Here is a 17,618-nt window from a genome sequence, read left to right as displayed (position 1 = left end):
GTCCAACGCCCGTAAATAACAAGGCTGCCACCGTCAAACCAGAACAATCCGGTCGGGTTACACCGCCCGGGGGTGTGCCCCGGGAGCGCCAGGCCCCGCCGGGCCCGGGTAATAATACGGGTAAAGGTCCGGGTACCCGGGTGGGAGGCCGTAAAGCCAATAATAATACGCAACACTGCCGCCCGGGAATAAACGACGTAACGAATAACAAAAATGAATAACACCGCCGGCCCAACGCCAACAATACGGTAATACGGGCTAATAAATGGGCCGCATAATGCCATAAAGGGTTTCCCGCACCGAACAAGGTGGGGGCGGGCAAAGGGGGTTTATGGTAACCACTATCAAACGCCCGAGGTAAGGTTAAATAAGCCACAGCAATCAGTAAATAACAGTAAAGGCGAAGAAAAGTTAGAGATGAATATACGGACTGTGTATCGTTATATTGATACAATTTCAACAAGTGGTGTGCCTATAATTTCAGAACCAGGACATAACGGTGGATACACGTTATTAAACAATTTTATTGAGGCTCCTCTTTTTTTTGATTTTGAAGAGCAAACTTCACTATTTCACGCTGCTGTTTTTGCAGAAGAAGCCGGATATTATGGAGGTGAAGCATTAAATAGGGCCATTTCAAAACTAAGTAAATACTCAAATCAAGAGCAGGAAGCAAAGATAAACCGACATTTAAGTAGTCTAGAAGTAATAAGTCGATTTAGTTCATCCTCTATGGAACATTTTTTGAAGGAGTTGGAGCAGGCCGTAACTGATGGGTATTCAGTAAAAATTCTTTATCATAAAAGTGGGAAAAAGCAATTAAATTATAGATTGGTCGATCCGTACAGAATTATCTATTGGAATAATAAGTGGTATGTGATTGGATTTTGTCATCTTAGGAATGATATCCGTAGTTTTAGGGTAGATCGAATTGAAAATTTAATGCTAACCGAAAATAAGTTTAACCGGCCAGAAAATTTTTCAGCACGTGACTTTTTTATAAAAAATCTTCTTCCAACTATAGAAGATAAGGAAGGGATTATTTCTTTGGTTATTAGTGGGGATAAAAGTGTATTAGCTGATATTTGCCAACATTGGTTTTTAGGACATTATTTACAAGTGCGGACTTCAAATCAAGCAGTTTTTCTTCTTGAAAAAGATATGATACATACATATGTACCTTATTTACTTTTACCGTACAATAAATCTATTAAAGTTATTGAGCCAATAAGTCTTAAGAAAAGACTTATTGAAGTTCTGTCGGAATTAATAAAATTTCATGAAGTATGATAACTTCCCTGACGTTAACTGTCAGGGAAGTTATATTATAATATCCATATCAATTGTGATTGGAGTGATATGGGATGCAAACAAAAAAAGTTTTTCTATATGTATTTAATACAATGTCGGACTGGGAATATGGATATTTAATTACCGAACTAAATTCAGGAAGATATTTTAAAAAAGATTTAGTACCTTTAAAAGTAATTACAGTAGGAGCTAATAAAGAAATGATTACTACTATGGGGGGACTGAGCATAAAACCAGATATTTCCCTTGATGAATGTACTTTTGAGAGTAAAGATCTTTTAATTTTACCAGGAGGGACTACTTGGAGTGAAGAGATTCATCAACCTATCTTGGAAAGAGTTGGCCAAGCTTTAAAGTTTGGTACTATTGTTGCTGCAATTTGTGGTGCAACTGAGGCCCTTGCAAATATGGGATACTTAGATACTAGAAAGCATACAACTAATAATTTAGAATACACTAAAATGGTATGTCCTAACTATAAAGGAGAAAAGTTCTATGAGTTGGGATCTGCGGTATCTGATGCGAATTTAGTTACTGCATCAGGAATAGCTCCTCTGGAATTTGCGATGGAAGTACTGAAAAAATTAGATGTATTTGCACCAGATACATTACATTCATGGTATAACCTAAATAAAACTCACAAACCTGAATACTTCTTCCAGTTAATGAATTCAATAAATTGCTGAACTAAAAAATCAACTAAGCAGATTTATATTAGTTTAAAAAATAACCATGTTCTAGACAATGTCAAAGCATGGTTATTGAATATAACTTAAAAATGGTTATAAAGTAATGAAAATTCCTTAACGTTGTATATTCGTATTTTCCTGACGTTACCTCTATAAAAGGAAATATGATAACAATCATATACCGGAAGTGATAGAACTGAGTTATAAAAAGTAGAAGAAAAGTGTTACTATAATACTTTTAGAGCACTCAATTGTTGAGTGCTCTTTTTGTTTATGTAAAAACAAAATGGAAATAAACTACCAATAGGTGATATCCTTAAAGTATAGCATTTATTTTGAATAGGAGGGTGATGGAGTCTATGGGGGTACATATAGTCGATGATTTACAGCAATTATCGTTATTATTAATGTTTTTAAGTACATTCATATTTTACAGATACTTAAAGAAGGTTAAACGAGAGAGAAAATTGACTGGCTTTGAATGGACAATGTATTTTGTCACTCAATTTGCGACATTAATTTGGGCAATTACTTATTTTATTAAACACTTAGCTGAATCGTAAATACTAATCATTCAATCTAGTATACTGTTATCTATTTGGGATATAAATGTAGTCCGTATCTAAATCAATGACAACATCGCTTATGATGTCTACTTGTAGTAACTTTCGGATTTTTTTGTAATGATATCGTACACAAAATAAGCTTAGCAAATCCTCATTAGATATCTCTTCATTTTTTACATTTAAATACATCGTTATTAATTCGTTAATAGAACAGTTACAGCCAATAACATACTCGTTTATTCTATAGCCATCAAATTCAATTATCATGTTATCACTGTTGGGTGCTAGCCAACGTTATAGCTTTAATTTTGGATGAATCTATTATACATTGTTTGAAATTTAGTGAGAATATATTTTTATAAAGTGAGAGGATATGAATGGAACAATATAAGTTAGTTTTAGAAGGTGCGAAACAACTTAAGTGGAAAACAAATGAAATTAAGGACATACAGGACGATGAAATTATCGTTAAAACAATGGCAGGAGCGATAAGCATTGGGGCCGAGTTACCACAGTATAATGGATCCGATGTTACAGATCCGCATCCTTTTTATCCAAGAAAAACTGGATATGAAAGTTATGGTGAAGTGATTGAAGTTGGTAATAAAGTAACACATGTAAACGTAGGTGATAAAGTAGTTTCTTTTTATGGACATGAAACGATAGGGATAGTTAAGGCGCATAAAGTAATTCGAGTGCCTAGTTCTATACAACCTAAAGTTGCTTTATTATCTATTCTTTCGTGTGATGCCGCTAAAGGAGTATTGAAACTAAACCCGCGACAGGATGAAAAAGTACTTATAACTGGAATGGGAGTTATTGGTTTACTCGCTTGTTATTTCTTAAAATACTATATAGGTGTTGAGCATGTGGATGTTGTTGAGCCTAATAAAAATAGAAGAGAATTTGCAAAGAAGTTTGGTGCGAAAAACCTCTTTGATTCAGAAAAACAAATAATAGAAACATATAATTACGGTTTGGAATGTTCTGCTACAAATAGAGGGTTTCACACATTACAAAAGGCTATTAATAGTAATAGAGCGATATGTATTCTTTCTGATGGTAATATAGAAGACTTAACATTAACCGCCGACTTTTATCGAAAAGAATTGAAAATCATTGGTTCAAGTGATGGATATGGTTACCAAAAACATGCAGATTGGTTTTTTAGTCAAATAGAACAGACGCCATGGATAGAAGAGATTTTTCAGCATGAAATTCATTATACTGCACTTGAAAAATGTTTTGAGGAATTAAGTCAAGGAATAATTACTCCTTTAAAAGTATTTGTCTCATATGAATAAAATGACAACGTACTTGTCACGTAGCTCACATATATTTTGTCATTAATATGATAATAAAACGAGGAGTAGCATGTACGTGTTAATTTTTAATAGGCACAACGGGTTGTTGCTCTTTCATTATGTACAAATCGTATATTATCTTTCTCAATGTACATATTAAGTAAAGTATTTAATATCACGTACATAAAAGGCGGGGTAATATGGATGGAAATAAGAAAAATGAAGAATTGAGTAAATTTAAGAAACAACGGTTTAATGAAGATAATCAACCAGTAGCTGGTATAGAGCTAGCTTTACCGCCTGATATAGGCAGCATGTTAGACTCGAAATCAGTTGATGATCAAAGTGGAGAAAGTAATAATGAATAAGTTTAATCTATACGCATCCATTTGGGTGCTTTTGTTTTTTTGACAATAGAAAATAGATCATCAAATTCTTATTGAAAAAAGATGGATCTAAATAGATCCATTTTCTATATATGTAAGTTTTAATTTTCACCAAAAAGTTTAAAGTGCATCTAGAATGCTAATAACATTTACCATTAAAGGATTGGGCTATTATGCATATTATTGTTGAAAGCATTATTTTAATTCTCACTGGGATTCTTGCATTAAAAATGACAGGTAGTAAATCTGTTAGCCAAATGACAAGAGCAGAAATCATCATAGTAGTATCAATTGCGCGTATTATTGTAGAGCCTGTATTAAGTAGGAAAGTAGTCCCATCTATATTTGCAGCTGTAATATTTGCAAGCGTACTTCTTATCATTCATTTCTTTGAACTGAAATCAAGGGAGGCGGAACAATTCCTAAATGGCAGTAGCTTTGTAATTGTTGAAAATGGAGAGATTATTAAAGCGAACTTGATGAAGGCAAAAATGTCTGAACAACAACTTTATATGCAATTAAGAGAAAAAGGAATACATGATTTAAAGATTTTGCAGCAAGTTACAGCTGAGCCGAATGGACGTATTGGTTATCAATTAATAGAGAAAGCTCAACCGATAACTTTAGAAATGTTAGAAAAAACATTAGATCAGCACAAAATAAAAAGATAATTTCTTATGTGAAATGCCAATATACAATTGAATTATTGGCATTTTTTATTTTTCTAAATGTAAAAGTTAATATTTAGAATAGATATTCAGCCAATCTTTAAATTAGATATAGGCTTATTAATATGCTATATTCAATGGAGCTATAGTGACTGTGGTGAAAAAAGCAGCGTTAAAATGAATAGGTCTTTCATGTGATATTAAACATGAGATAAGAATAAGGAGATAAAAATAAAATGGAATTTTGGGAATCAAGTTTTATCGAAAAACAAACGATGTGGGGATTTGAACCTACAGAATCTGCAATTTTGACAAAAGATTTTTTTCTTGAAAAGAACGTTAAGAATATATTAGTTCCGGGTATTGGATATGGAAGAAATGCAAAGGTTTTTATCGATAATGGTATAAATGTAACAGGTATTGAAATTTCGAAAACAGCGATCGATTTAGCAAGAGAAAACGGACTAGAAGATGTTAGTATGTATCACGGTTCAGTAAACGAAATGCCTTTTGATAATAAACTGTATGATGGGATATTTAGTCATGCACTTCTTCATTTGTTGAATGAACAGGAAAGAGAGAAATTTATTGAAGATTGTTATAATCAGTTAAAACCAGGCGGATATATGTTTTTTACAACTGTTTCTAAAAAGCTCCCATGTACGGAAAAGGAAAACAGTTGGATAAAGATTATTATGAGATAATGGAAGATGTAAAAATGTTCTTTTATGATTCTGAATCTATAAAAAAAGATTTTAATCAATATAGATTAGTAAAAGTTTCGGAAATTGATGAACCAAATAAGAACATGGCAAATAAACCTTCAATCAATTTCTTAATGATAAAATGTAAGAAAGAACGATAACTAAAAGTTATTAAGAATGATTAAAGATGTTTATATATTGATTATGCACAAATAAAAAGGACAAGCATATAATATAAATACCTTTTAACTTTAAGTAACCTTAACTTTCGTTAATAGGGTATCTCAAAATCCCAAAAAGAGCACTTGCGGAAACAAGTGCTCTTTTATTTTTTGTTTCATAAATATTTATAGTTGCAAATTTCGTGCAATAAAAATAAATCTGAGAGAAATAATCATATCTTTATTATACGATTATTTCTGAACTACAAACGATATAGCATTTGTTTTTAATTGAATGTGTCTTTCATTTCGAACAATATCATAAGCTAATTCTTTTATTTCAACTTTTAGTTCTTTCCATTCTTTATAAATGCTTTTTAAAGTACTTATCATTTCTTCGGTTGAAAGATTAATTTCAATTAAAGCTTCTAATTCTTCATTCGTTATTGAATCAATTTCTTGTATGTTAGAGTTAATAATTAAACAATTAATACCGCCGTTTTTTGTACCTCTTTTCATAGAGTGGAGTACATTTTTAAAATCTTCTTCTGATCTGACATGTTCTAAACTTGATACTGCAACGATATAATCATAAGCGTTAGAGTCAATATAATAGTTTTCAATTGCTGATTGTTCGGTTTTTATAACCTCGAATACATCATGCTCTTTGCTATAAATTTGTAGCTTTGTTAAAGCAGAATTAAGTAAATCAACACATGTAACCGTGCCGCTAGTATTTTTTATTTTTTGTGCAATTGGAATGCTATTTCTACCGACGCCAGAGCCAAGGTCAAGTACTTGCAAGTTGTTTTGTCCGTCAAAGTGGTTCATCAAGTCCATAACCGTTTTAACTGGTTTGAAAAGCCAAGAGCCAGCTTCAAACAGTTTATATTGTTCATAGCAAAGATCGTGATAGTTCTTTTCTTCTTGTCTTATGTAATCGATACGGTTCATCTTGTTTCGGCTCCAATATTTTTATTGCAAAATGAATAGGTGGGGCAGCCTTTAACATTTGTTTGAATTCGAAAAATACCACCAGCATGTGGATACTCTTTTAATTCGTCATCCGTCATTCTTGTTCTGGCTGTTGTAACATATAAATCTGTTAAATTAGGTCCTCCAAATGTACATGATGTTACATATAAAGCTGGAATTGGAATATTTAATATTTGTTCTCCAGTAGATGGATTCCATCTAGTTATTTTTGAACCTCCCCAATGTGCAATCCATAAACAGCCGTCTTCGTCAATTGTCATACCATCAGGTAGACCATCATTTTCAGAGAAAATGATTACATCAATTGGATTATGAATGTCTCCAGTACGTATATTATATTGATAGCGAACCACTTTTTTAGTAGGTGTATCTATAAAGTAAAAGTATGTATGATCAGGTGACCAAGCAATTCCATTTGATGTATTTACATGTGAAACTTTTTTCTCTACACTTAAATTATGATGTAAACAATACAAGGAACCTGCAGCATTCATACCGTATGTATCTGTAGAACCTGCCCAGAAACGACCAGCTGGATCACATTTTCCATCATTGAAACGATTTTCTATTAAATGTGGTTCAGGGTCAAAAATATGTGTCAGTTTTTCGGTATTTATATTAATAGAATAAAAGCCTTTTTCCATAGCTAAGAGTAGTACATCCTCTAAATATGGAACAACACAGCCGATTTGTTGATCGAGTGCAATTACTCGGTTCGTATTAGCGGTAGGATTGTATATGCATAATTTTCTCTCCATAATATCAACCCAATATAAAAGTTGCTTTTTTTCATTCCAACATGGTCCTTCAGCTAAACTTGCTTTAGCATCTAAAACTAATTCTATATTACTGAACAAGATGTTCACCTCGCGTTATAAGATATTAATATAATTCGATAAGAATAGAGGTAAACCTTTTAGTCAAAGGATATTAAAATTTATGCTGTAGAAAAATGACCTTCTCACAAGTGATTAAAAAAGTGTATAAACAAGGAGAGGAAAATGCATATGATGTTTTATGAGATTGTTTGCTTTTCTTGTAAGAATATATTTCGTGTTTACGAAGGCAGTGAAAAATATAAGCGATTTAAAGAAAAACCAAACGGGGCATATTGTTGTGATGAGTGTAGTCATAAAATTCAATTAGAAGCGATAAAGAATTTTTTTAGGTAATTATATGTTTTTGATTCGGAAAAGTTTGACAATAAAAGTGTTATAAATTATCATATTAAAAAACTAATATTTAAAATGGCATGGAAGAGAAGAGTAGTTAAGAAAGAATACGTACAGAGAGCTCTGGTAGCTGAGAAAGAGCGGTATACATCTTAACGAAAAAAGACTTGGAGCTGCGCAAGGAACTAATTTATTTAGGGATGGTGCGACGGGTTCTCCCGTTATAGAGATAGGGTATAAGCATATTTTGCCGTACCTGAAGAGGTTAATATGGTGACATATTAACAAACTGAGGTGGTACCGCGAAGCTAACAACTCTCGTCCTCAAGATGAATAATCTTGGGGGTGGGAGTTTTTTTATTGCATAAAACTGAGAATACGAAAACAAAAAATAATTGAGGTGAGCAATAAATGCATTGGGCGTATGAAGTAGCACATGAATTAATTAGGAAACATCCAAATAAAGAAACGTTTGTTTGTGCATCTGGAATTAGTCCTTCAGGTTCTGTTCATATTGGGAACTTTCGTGAAATCGTAACGACTTATTTCGTAGTAAGAGCACTTCAAGGTTTAGGGAAAAAGACTCGTTTTATATTTTCGTGGGATGATTATGATCGATTTAGAAAAGTTCCAAAAAATATTGATCCATCTTTTGCAAAGTATATTGGTATGCCATACTGTGATATTCCAGATCCGTATGGATGTCATAACTCGTATGCGGAGCATTTTGAAAAAGAGTTTGAAACATCGCTTCAAGCATTTGGAATTGAAGTAGAATTTATTTATCAACATGATGAATATAGAAGTGGAAGGTATAACAAAAATATTTTAGAGGCTTTGTATAAACGAAAAGAAATATATGATATTTTAATGGATTTTAAAACTGGAGAGTGTAGTGAAGAAGAGCGAAACAATTTTTATCCAGCTACATTATATTGTGAGAGGTGTGGAAAAGATACAACAACTATTACACATTTTGATGAAGTATTAAAAACAGTCCGGTATGAATGTGAATGCGGAAATGAAAAAGAATTATCCGTATTAAATACAAATAAAATGAAACTAAACTGGAAAATCGATTGGCCGATGAGATGGATGATAGAGGATGTTATTTTTGAACCGGGTGGAAGAGATCATTCATCAGAAACGGGTAGTTATAATGTATCAAAAGAAATTGCAAGGAAAATATTCAATCGTGAAGCGCCTCATTACGTTGCTTACGATTTCATTGGTATTAAAGGGAATCATGAAAAAATGTCTAGTTCTTCAGGGAATAGCATTACACCAAGCGATTTATTGAAAGTGTATATACCAGAAGTAATTCTCTTTATGTTTGCCAAATACAAACCAGGCGCTGCTTTTCATATTGGGTTGGATGAAGATGTGATTCGTAATTATACAGAGTATGAACGATTGAAAGATAGCTATGAAAATAAAACGCTCAAAAATGAAGATTTATTTGATGCAATTAAACTCTCTAAAGTTGATAGGCAGTTTAAAGAATATCCGAGATTTAATCAAGTAGCAGGAACGTTACCGCTATTAAATTTTGATTCATCTATTTTACAAGATACATTAGAAAAAATAGATAGAAGTTATACATTAGATGCTATGATAGCGATATGTAACCGCGCAGAGTATTGGATAAAAAACTTTCAATCTGAAAAATTAATTGCGGTAAATCGAGAGAGAAATACAGAGTTTTACAACACATTAGATGAAAGACAGAAAGAATGGTTAGTAAAAGTTTGCAATATACTTCGTTCTAACAAAGATTACTCTAACTTAATGGAGCAATTGTATTCGATTTGCCATCATGACAATAAAAAAATAATGAAAGAAAATCAAAAACAATTATTTATTATTATTTATAAGCTCATTATGAATCAGTCTAGTGGCCCACGTATATCGTTATTAATACATGTGGTGGGCATCGAAAAATTCATCTCATTACTAGATTTCTAAAATAAAGCTAAAAGAAACGCAAGTACTTAGACATCTAAGTACTTGCGTTTCAAATTTTGCTAGCGTGAATACATTTTTGGACATTCATCACCACTTGGTTCATAAAAACAATGGCTTTTAAACTGTCCTACAAATGGCTGATTATACCATTCAGGTGGACAAGCTCCAACTGGACGGAAATACCAAAGAGCCCATCGTGCAGGCCAGCGCCATTCACCTTGTAAAACTTTTCGTGCAATTTCTTTTTCTGATTCACGAGCGCGTTGATAAAAATATCCATATTGTACTGCTTCAAATCCGCCGGGGCTTTGATATACAGCGTCGCGTACGGTACGGAGTTGTTTAAAATCTAAGCAATCACAAAATACACGGTTTACTACAACGCATCCAACTAACTCCTCACCTTGGCGACCTTCGCCTTCAGCTTCAGCACGAATTAAACGAGCTAGTAAATCAACATCACTTTCGTTGTATGGAATAAGGGGCATAGTGATACCACCTTTCTGTTATAGTAAAGAGTGTATGTTATAAAACAATCTGCGTGCTTTTTTACATAAAAATAACATTTAATTTTAAGAGGAGCTTGTATAAAAAGAGCTAATTAGTAATAGTAGATAAATATAAAAGGGAGAGGTATTATGTATCGAATTCATAAAGACCATATCATTTACTCAATGTCACCAGAAAATAAGCCTTGTATGGAAGTGGAAATTGGGAGCAGTCTTGTATTTGAAACATATGATTGCTTTGAAAATCAAATCGATTCTGAAGATGTTGTGTTTCAAGAATTAGATTGGAACCGAATTAATCCAGCGACTGGACCTGTATATGTTAAAGGAGCAGAACCTGGCGATATATTAGCCGTAACGATTGAAAAGATTAAAATTGCAGAGCAGGGCGTTTTAACTACAGGTGCAAACCTTGGTGTAATGGGTGATGAGTTAAATGAAAATACAGTGAAAATTGTCCCAATACATAATGAATATGTTTTGTTTTCAAGTGAACTACAAATCCCGATTAATCCAATGATTGGGGTAATTGGTACTGCACCGAAAGAAGAGAGCATTTCATGCGGCACCCCACATGATCACGGTGGGAATATGGATTGTAAAGAGATAAAAGAAGGGACGACATTACTATTACCTGTAAATGTTCCTGGCGCTCTATTAGCATTAGGTGATCTACATGCAGCAATGGGTGATGGTGAAATTGGTGTTAGTGGCGTAGAGGTGGCTGGTGAGGTAACTGTAACAGTTCAAACTATAAAAGGAAAGAAATGGCCATTACCAATGGCTATTCAAAAAGAAAAAATAATGACGATTGCTTCAGAGAAATTGTTAGATGATGCAGCAAATCGTGCTGTACATAATATGGTGATATTTTTACATGAAGTATTAGAAATGTCTAAAGCTGATGCAACTCTTTTATTATCGGCAGCAGGTAATTTAAAAGTTTGCCAAGTTGTTGATCCGCTGAAAACGGCGCGTATGGAACTAGGAATGGATTATGTGGAGAAACTAGGATTTACTTTTAGTAAATTTCATATTAAATAGATAAGGGAAGAAAAAGGATACTTTTGTATAAAAGCATCCCTTTTTTAATTTACGGATTTTGTGAAAAGAGGTAGTATTTATTTTATATAAGTATATTTAAGATTGTGGATTAAAAAGGAGTTCAATAATGGTCAAAATTATGATTGTAGAAGACGATATGAAAATTGCAGAACTATTATCAACACATGTTGCGAAATATGGTTATCAAGGAGTTATTGTATCGGACTTTCAAAATGTATTAGATATTTTTTTAGAAGAACAACCAGAGTTAGTTTTATTAGATATTAATTTACCGAGTTTTGATGGGTACTTTTGGTGTCGTCAAATTCGCGGTGTTTCTACATGTCCGATATTATTCATTTCGGCCCGTGAAGGTACGATGGATCAAGTTATGGCGTTAGAAAACGGTGGCGATGATTTTATTCCGAAGCCTTTTCATTATGAAGTTGTAGTGGCGAAAATTCGTAGTCATTTAAGACGTGCATATGGAGATTATGCACCGAAACTAGAAGAGCGAATGATTGAGCAACAAGGCCTTTGTTTATATCCTGAAAGGCTTGTATTGAAACTTAGAAACGACGAGATTGATATAACGAGAAACGAAGCTATTTTATTAGAGACATTAATGAAAAATTATCCGCGTGTTGTGAGTAGAGAAGTGTTACTTAATAAATTATGGGATAGTGAATCTTATGTTGATGATAATACATTAAGTGTAAATACAACACGTGTACGTAAAAAGTTACAAACGTTACATATAGAAGGTGCGATTGAAACGATTCGTAGTGTTGGATATAGATTGCACATTACTTGGGATAATGGTATAGAAAAATGATAAGGTTGTTTATACGTGATCATATACCACTTATTTGCTTTACCATAATTCAACTACTAGCTATATTTCTCGTATATTGGTTTGATGGGCATAATCATATTACAACGGCGTTATATGCAATGTTTCTAGGTGCTTTCTTTATGGGAAGTTATTTAGTGTTTCGTTATTTTACACATCGTTCTTTTTATGAGCGCCTAGCAAATCCGATGCAATCTTTAGATGAATCTGTTCAAAAATCTGATTTTGCGGCTGTATCGGCTGCTCTTCAAGAACTACTTGAGGTGCAATATCGACATTATCAAAATCAGCTGCAAATACAAGAGAGAAAAAATAATGACCATTTAACCTTTATGAATCAGTGGATCCATCAAATGAAAACACCTTTATCTGTAATAGAATTAATTACACAGGATGAAGTAGATTCACGTTTTGAAAGTATAAATGAGGAAACAGACCGATTAAAAAAGGGATTGGAAATGGCTCTATATGTCGCACGATTAGAAGCGTTCACACAAGATTTTTATGTAGAAAGGGTACAACTACATAAAATAGTGAATGATTCGGTACATGAACATAAACGTTTCTTTATACGGAATTTTGTATATCCAGAGCTTGAAATTGATAAGGACATTACTGTAGAAAGTGATGTGAAATGGTTACAGTTTTTAATCGGACAAATACTATCGAATGCGATTAAGTATTCATCAGGTAGTAGAGAAAAGATTAAAATGAAAGCTTGTAAGGAAGGTAATACCGTTATACTTGAAATTGCTGATAATGGCGTAGGTATACCGAAGCAAGATTTACCAAGAGTATTCAAACCTTTCTTTACAGGAGAAAACGGTAGAGATTTTAAAGAATCAACAGGAATGGGGCTATATCTTGTATATGAAATTACAAAACAATTAGGACATAGTGTGGAAATCCATTCAGAAGTTGGTAAAGGTACGGTAGTGCGAGTAATATTTTTTAATGTGTAAAAAGTAATCAAGGCTAAAGAACTTTGGAGATAAGTTTTTTAGCCTTGTTTTGTACCCTTGATAACATTGGAGAATGAAATATTCTATAGATAAGAGAGGCAAAATGAACCCAATAAGAATAAATGTAAGACTACATACATGAACCATTTTTTATAATAAAAATAGAATCTTATAGAAGTTGCGAATGATAGGAGGCTTGAAATGGATATTCGTAAAATGAAATATTTCATAACGGTGGCAGAAGAATTAAACTTTAGTCGTGCAGCAGAGCGTCTTATGATGGCACAACCGCCTTTAAGTCAAGAAATTCGAAAATTGGAAGAAGAATTAGGAGTTCAACTTTTTCACCGGACAAAAAGGATGGTTGAGCTTACCGAGGCGGGGAAAGTCTTTTTAGAAGGTGCTAGGCAAACATTACTTCAAGTAGATAGAACGATTAAAGAAACACAGCTTGCAGATGAAGGGAAAATCGGGCATTTAATCATCGGTTTTGTCGATTCTACAGAAACAGTTATAGGCATATTAAAAACATTTCGAGAACGGTTTCCGAAAATTCAGCTCATATTACGCGAGATGACAACAGACCAGCAAATAAAAGCGCTTTACGAAAAACAAATTCATATTGGATTTATTCGTTCGGAGCAAAATAATAAAATATTATCTTCTGAAGTTTGTTCTGAAGAGTTTTTAAAATTGGTTTTACATGAAAATCACCCTTTCGTTTCGTTACCTAATATTTCAATCAAATCATTAGTAGATGAACCATTCATTTTATTTCCTCGCCATTTCGGTACAAATTTTTATGATTTAATTATTAGTTACTTTTGGGAACATGGAGTAAGTTTAAATATTGTTCAAGAAGCAGTTCAAATGCAAACGATTGTAAACTTAGTTGCAGCTGGAATGGGGATTTCAGTCGTTCCATCATCGGTGGAAAGCTATAAAAAATCAGGAGTCATGTATAATGATATTCTAGAAAATACACCGAAAATAAATTTATATGCTGGATGGAGGAAGGATGAAAAGTCTGTCGTGTTAGAGAACTTTTTAACAGTTGTTAGAGAGGTTTATATGACTTCACAATGTGAACTTAACAGATAAAAATAAAAGCCCATCTTTATAGGATGGGCTGTGGGAAGTTGGCAAGGAGTGTTTATTTATAGGTAAAACTTACTCATGATTCAACCTGTTTTACTAGTATCATACTCAGCGAAACCTTTTAATACACTATCAATCTGATCCATAATTTCAGGTTGCAATTTAACACTAGAAGCAATTACATTTTCTCTTATTTGTTCCGGATTTGAAGCACCAATAATTGCAGAAGAAACAGCTGGATTTTGTAATACCCAAGCAACTGCGAGTTGAGATAAGGTAAGGTTATTTTCTTGTGCGATAGGTTTAATTTCCTGGATAGCGGTAAGCACATCATCACTCATCCAACGTTGCACGAGTTTGTCAAAAAACGGTTTTCCAGCATCGGAGTTAGCACGCGATTGATTCGGTAATAGTTTACCAGGTTGATATTTTCCTGTAAGAATACCTTGTGCAAGTGGCGACCATACGATTTGGCCAAGTCCCTCACGTTGACATGTTGGAATCACATCAGTTTCAATAACTCGCCATAACATCGAATATTGAGGTTGGCTAGCGATAAATGGAATGTTCAATTCGCGTGCAAGTGCTGCACCACGGGTAATTTGTTCTGATGTCCATTCGCTTACGCCTAAATAGAGAACCTTACCTTGTCTTACAAGATCTGAGAAAGCTAACATTGTTTCCTCAAGAGGAGTTGTTATATCAAATCTATGTGCATAATAAACATCGATATAGTCTGTCTGTAATCGTTTTAACGATGCATTACAATTTTCTATAATATGTTTTCTTGATAATCCACGATCATTTTTTCCAGGACCGGTCGGATGGCATACTTTTGTACATAGTTCTATACTTTCTCGGCGTATACCTTGCAAAGATCGGCCAAGTACTTCCTCAGCTATCGTGTCCGAATAAACATCAGCAGTATCGAACGTTGTAATTCCAACATCTAGTGCGGCTTTTACACAATCATTTGCAGTATCTTCGTTTACTTTTCCACCATGGTTTATCCAGTTCCCGTATGCGATTTTACTTACTGTTAATCCACTGTTTCCTAGTTTACTAAATTCCATTGTAGAACCACCCCTTAAAAATGATACCTTTATTATAAGAACTGAAATTTAGTATGTATAATATATGATTTATTATGAATTTATATAAAATTTATATAAGAGGGAATGCTTACAATTTTATTGCTAGGGAAAGCTAAAGCAAGTAGTACAACAAATGTGGTTGATACTTGTTCGATATGAAGTGAAGAAATAATGAATAGACCTTAAAAGAAAGCAATCTTTTTTAGCAGCACAAATAATTGCATTTACTCATACAGTACTATTATGGTACAATATGGTTACTAATGAGGGGAAGGAATGATGGGTGGACGATGATTAACTAATCTTATTTTTAAATGTTGAAATTCAATAAATTTCAATTTCTAAAAAATAGGATTAGTCTGCCCGATTTCCATACAACGGTATTGCTATTTATGTTGCGTAATAGCTTATTTGGGTGTAAATATTTTAACGACTAATCCTGCCAAATTTATTTGGGAGGATTTTTTTATTCTCCCTTAATGAAAGGGATCGGTATTATGAAAGAACTATTAAAATTAAATGATGTTTATGTTGAAATAAAAGAAAATATGTTGTTAGAGAAAATGAATGTGACAGTAAAACAAGGGGATGTTATCGGATTAATTGGTAAAAACGGTGCTGGTAAATCAACGTTACTTCAATTAATAAATGGAAAGATTGAGCCTTCAAAAGGGATTGTTGAATGGCAGCAAATGAATATGACAACCGCATATGTTGAACAAGAAATAGAATCTTTTATTAGTAACGATGTAATTGCAAAAGAAGCAGAACTGCTTGCGAAATGGGGCGTGCCAACGAACGATTTTCATACTTTAAGTGGTGGTGAAAAGTTAAAAATTCGATTAGCAAAAGGATTTGCTAAAAATCCTAATGTCTTAATATTAGACGAACCGACAAATCATTTAGATGAAATGAGTACGGAATTTCTCATTAAACAAATAAAAAATATGAAAGGTACAGTTATCGTTGTATCGCATGATCGATATTTTTTAGATGTTGTCGCAACAAAAATATGGTCAATTGAGGACAAAAAATTAATTGACCATAGTGGTAATTATACAAGCTACATGAAAGCACGTGAGCAAAGAAGGAAGTCGCAGCAGCGAGAATATGAAAAGCAGCAAAAAAAGATAGAACAAGTAGAAACACATATAAAAGAATTAAGTTCATGGTCACAAAAGGCACATGCGCAGTCTACAAAACAAGAAAGTTTTAAAGAGTTTTATCGTGTAAAAGCGAAACGAATGGATGCGCAAGTGAAGTCAAAAAGAAAACGTCTCGAAAAAGAGCTGGAGAAAACGAAAGTAGAACGTGTGAAAGAAGAGTATTCAATTGAGTTCTCTATTCAAGCGAGTAAAAAAGTAGGAAAACGCTTTTTAGAAGTAAAGCAATTAAAAAAAGAATTTAATGGAAAAGCATTATTTGAAAACGTTAATTTTACAATTCAGCACGGTGAGAAAGTTGCAATTGTTGGACCAAACGGTAGCGGGAAAACAACATTACTGAAGATGATTATGGGAGCGGAAACTGCTGAAGGAGAAATATGGATTTCACCATCTGCAAACATCGGTTATTTAACACAAGAGGTTTTTGATTTGCCACTGGACAAAACGCCAGAAGATTTGTTTTTTAAAGAGACGTTTGAAGAAAGAGGAAAAGTCCAAAATTTAATGAAACATTTAGGGTTCCAAGCTTCTCAATGGAAAGAGCCGATTGAACATATGAGTATGGGAGAAAGAGTAAAATGTAAGCTAATGGCTTATATTTTAGATGAAAAAGATGTACTCATTTTAGATGAACCGACGAATCACTTGGATCTACCTTCACGTGAACAACTTGAAAATACATTAGCTGAGTATAACGGAACATTAATAATTGTTTCTCACGATCGATATTTTCTAGAGAAAACAACTAACATAAAACTCGTGTTTTCAAACAATACGATACAAAAGCAGCTAGAAAAACCTACTAAAACAAGAGATAATATTGAAGAGCTACGTTTAACGTTAGAAACAGAGAGACAAGAAGTATTAGGGAAATTAAGCTTTTTAACTTCTAACGACAAAGAATATAAAGAACTTGATGAACGATTTATAGAACTTACGAAGCAGATAAAGGCGTTATAACGTAAGTAAG

The 17,618-nt window shown here is 33.2% G+C and carries 18 protein-coding genes, 2 pseudogenes and 1 other annotated feature; of the genes and pseudogenes, 14 read left to right on the top strand and 6 right to left on the bottom strand.

Annotated elements, in window-relative coordinates; all coding sequences use genetic code 11:
- Positions 1 to 284 (bottom strand): hypothetical protein (locus JFU02_RS31800; RefSeq protein ID WP_207193683.1); only part of this gene is annotated, 284 nt, incomplete at its 3' end.
- Positions 285 to 405: 121 nt separating this feature from the next.
- On the opposite strand from JFU02_RS31800, the pseudogene JFU02_RS03670 reads away from it, so the two are divergent.
- From JFU02_RS03670 to JFU02_RS03660, 3 genes and pseudogenes are all read left to right on the top strand, one after another.
- Positions 406 to 1,290: pseudogene (locus JFU02_RS03670) on the top strand (helix-turn-helix transcriptional regulator); the annotation flags it as partial.
- A gap of 74 nt (positions 1,291 to 1,364) precedes the next feature.
- Entirely contained in the window at positions 1,365 to 1,997 is a 633-nt protein-coding gene (locus JFU02_RS03665) for a type 1 glutamine amidotransferase family protein (RefSeq protein WP_061665866.1), read from the top strand.
- 362 nt (positions 1,998 to 2,359) lie between these two features.
- Entirely contained in the window at positions 2,360 to 2,563 is a 204-nt protein-coding gene (locus JFU02_RS03660; protein WP_061665865.1) for a hypothetical protein, read from the top strand.
- Positions 2,564 to 2,590: 27 nt separating this feature from the next.
- Here JFU02_RS03660 and JFU02_RS03655 read toward each other — a convergent pair whose 3' ends face one another.
- The gene (locus JFU02_RS03655; RefSeq protein WP_086406196.1) at positions 2,591 to 2,833 is read right to left on the bottom strand and encodes a hypothetical protein; all 243 of its coding nucleotides are present in this window, start codon (positions 2,831 to 2,833) and stop codon (positions 2,591 to 2,593) included.
- A gap of 110 nt (positions 2,834 to 2,943) precedes the next feature.
- Between JFU02_RS03655 and JFU02_RS03650 the strand changes: the two genes are divergently transcribed.
- From JFU02_RS03650 to JFU02_RS03635, 4 genes and pseudogenes are all read left to right on the top strand, one after another.
- Positions 2,944 to 3,870: a zinc-dependent alcohol dehydrogenase gene (locus JFU02_RS03650; protein WP_061665864.1), complete on the top strand. Its 927-nt coding sequence runs from the start codon at positions 2,944 to 2,946 to the stop codon at positions 3,868 to 3,870.
- A 200-nt stretch (positions 3,871 to 4,070) separates the two neighbouring features.
- Positions 4,071 to 4,238 carry a hypothetical protein gene (locus JFU02_RS03645; protein WP_086406197.1) on the top strand — a complete coding sequence of 56 codons (168 nt, stop codon included), beginning with the start codon at positions 4,071 to 4,073 and terminating at the stop codon, positions 4,236 to 4,238.
- 191 nt (positions 4,239 to 4,429) lie between these two features.
- Positions 4,430 to 4,927, top strand: a complete 498-nt coding sequence (locus tag JFU02_RS03640; RefSeq protein ID WP_000547582.1) for a DUF421 domain-containing protein — start codon at positions 4,430 to 4,432, stop codon at positions 4,925 to 4,927.
- 233 nt (positions 4,928 to 5,160) lie between these two features.
- Positions 5,161 to 5,789 (top strand): annotated as a pseudogene (locus JFU02_RS03635) (class I SAM-dependent methyltransferase).
- Positions 5,790 to 6,041: 252 nt separating this feature from the next.
- On the opposite strand, the gene JFU02_RS03630 reads toward JFU02_RS03635, so the two are convergent.
- Both JFU02_RS03630 and JFU02_RS03625 read right to left on the bottom strand, forming a co-directional pair.
- Complete coding sequence (locus JFU02_RS03630) at positions 6,042 to 6,743, bottom strand: class I SAM-dependent methyltransferase (protein ID WP_061665862.1); 702 nt, start codon at positions 6,741 to 6,743, stop codon at positions 6,042 to 6,044.
- Positions 6,740 to 7,642: an SMP-30/gluconolactonase/LRE family protein gene (locus JFU02_RS03625; RefSeq protein WP_201069895.1), complete on the bottom strand. Its 903-nt coding sequence runs from the start codon at positions 7,640 to 7,642 to the stop codon at positions 6,740 to 6,742. The genes JFU02_RS03630 and JFU02_RS03625 overlap by 4 nt, the downstream gene beginning before the upstream one ends.
- Positions 7,643 to 7,786: 144 nt before the next feature.
- Here JFU02_RS03625 and JFU02_RS03620 point away from each other — a divergent pair, with 144 nt between their 5' ends.
- A complete protein-coding gene (locus JFU02_RS03620; protein ID WP_000551047.1) occupies positions 7,787 to 7,957 on the top strand; it encodes a DUF2197 domain-containing protein in 171 nt (56 codons plus the stop codon).
- Positions 7,958 to 8,029: 72 nt separating this feature from the next.
- Positions 8,030 to 8,286 (top strand) — a binding site (T-box leader).
- Between the two features lie 82 nt (positions 8,287 to 8,368).
- Positions 8,369 to 9,922, top strand: a complete 1,554-nt coding sequence (gene lysS / locus JFU02_RS03615) for a lysine--tRNA ligase (RefSeq protein WP_000558626.1) — start codon at positions 8,369 to 8,371, stop codon at positions 9,920 to 9,922.
- A 59-nt stretch (positions 9,923 to 9,981) separates the two neighbouring features.
- Here lysS and JFU02_RS03610 read toward each other — a convergent pair whose 3' ends face one another.
- Positions 9,982 to 10,410 (bottom strand): cell wall hydrolase, encoded by a 429-nt coding sequence (locus tag JFU02_RS03610; RefSeq protein ID WP_001128398.1) that lies wholly within the window; start codon positions 10,408 to 10,410, stop codon positions 9,982 to 9,984.
- Positions 10,411 to 10,560: 150 nt separating this feature from the next.
- On the opposite strand from JFU02_RS03610, the gene JFU02_RS03605 reads away from it, so the two are divergent.
- From JFU02_RS03605 to JFU02_RS03590, 4 genes are all read left to right on the top strand, one after another.
- Positions 10,561 to 11,475 carry an acetamidase/formamidase family protein gene (locus tag JFU02_RS03605; protein WP_061665860.1) on the top strand — a complete coding sequence of 305 codons (915 nt, stop codon included), beginning with the start codon at positions 10,561 to 10,563 and terminating at the stop codon, positions 11,473 to 11,475.
- Between the two features lie 127 nt (positions 11,476 to 11,602).
- Positions 11,603 to 12,310 carry a response regulator transcription factor gene (locus tag JFU02_RS03600; protein ID WP_000238992.1) on the top strand — a complete coding sequence of 236 codons (708 nt, stop codon included), beginning with the start codon at positions 11,603 to 11,605 and terminating at the stop codon, positions 12,308 to 12,310.
- Entirely contained in the window at positions 12,307 to 13,290 is a 984-nt protein-coding gene (locus tag JFU02_RS03595; RefSeq protein WP_098867176.1) for a sensor histidine kinase, read from the top strand. Before JFU02_RS03600 ends, JFU02_RS03595 begins: the two co-directional genes overlap by 4 nt.
- 201 nt (positions 13,291 to 13,491) lie before the next feature.
- Entirely contained in the window at positions 13,492 to 14,391 is a 900-nt protein-coding gene (locus JFU02_RS03590) for a LysR substrate-binding domain-containing protein (protein WP_098867177.1), read from the top strand.
- Between the two features lie 80 nt (positions 14,392 to 14,471).
- On the opposite strand, the gene JFU02_RS03585 is transcribed toward JFU02_RS03590, so the two are convergent.
- Positions 14,472 to 15,461, bottom strand: coding sequence for an aldo/keto reductase family protein (locus JFU02_RS03585; RefSeq protein WP_061665858.1), 990 nt, complete (start codon positions 15,459 to 15,461; stop codon positions 14,472 to 14,474).
- Between the two features lie 518 nt (positions 15,462 to 15,979).
- Here JFU02_RS03585 and abc-f point away from each other — a divergent pair.
- Positions 15,980 to 17,608: a ribosomal protection-like ABC-F family protein gene (gene abc-f / locus JFU02_RS03580; RefSeq protein ID WP_042973316.1), complete on the top strand. Its 1,629-nt coding sequence runs from the start codon at positions 15,980 to 15,982 to the stop codon at positions 17,606 to 17,608.
- The last annotated feature ends 10 nt before the right edge of the window (positions 17,609 to 17,618 follow it).

Origin of the sequence: Bacillus sp. TH13, from assembly GCF_016651175.1 — a bacterium.
Taxonomy (GTDB): Bacteria; Bacillota; Bacilli; order Bacillales; family Bacillaceae_G; genus Bacillus_A; species Bacillus_A thuringiensis_S.
Note: the sequence above shows the minus strand (reverse complement) of the source record. Positions and strands in the feature narration are given on the sequence as shown.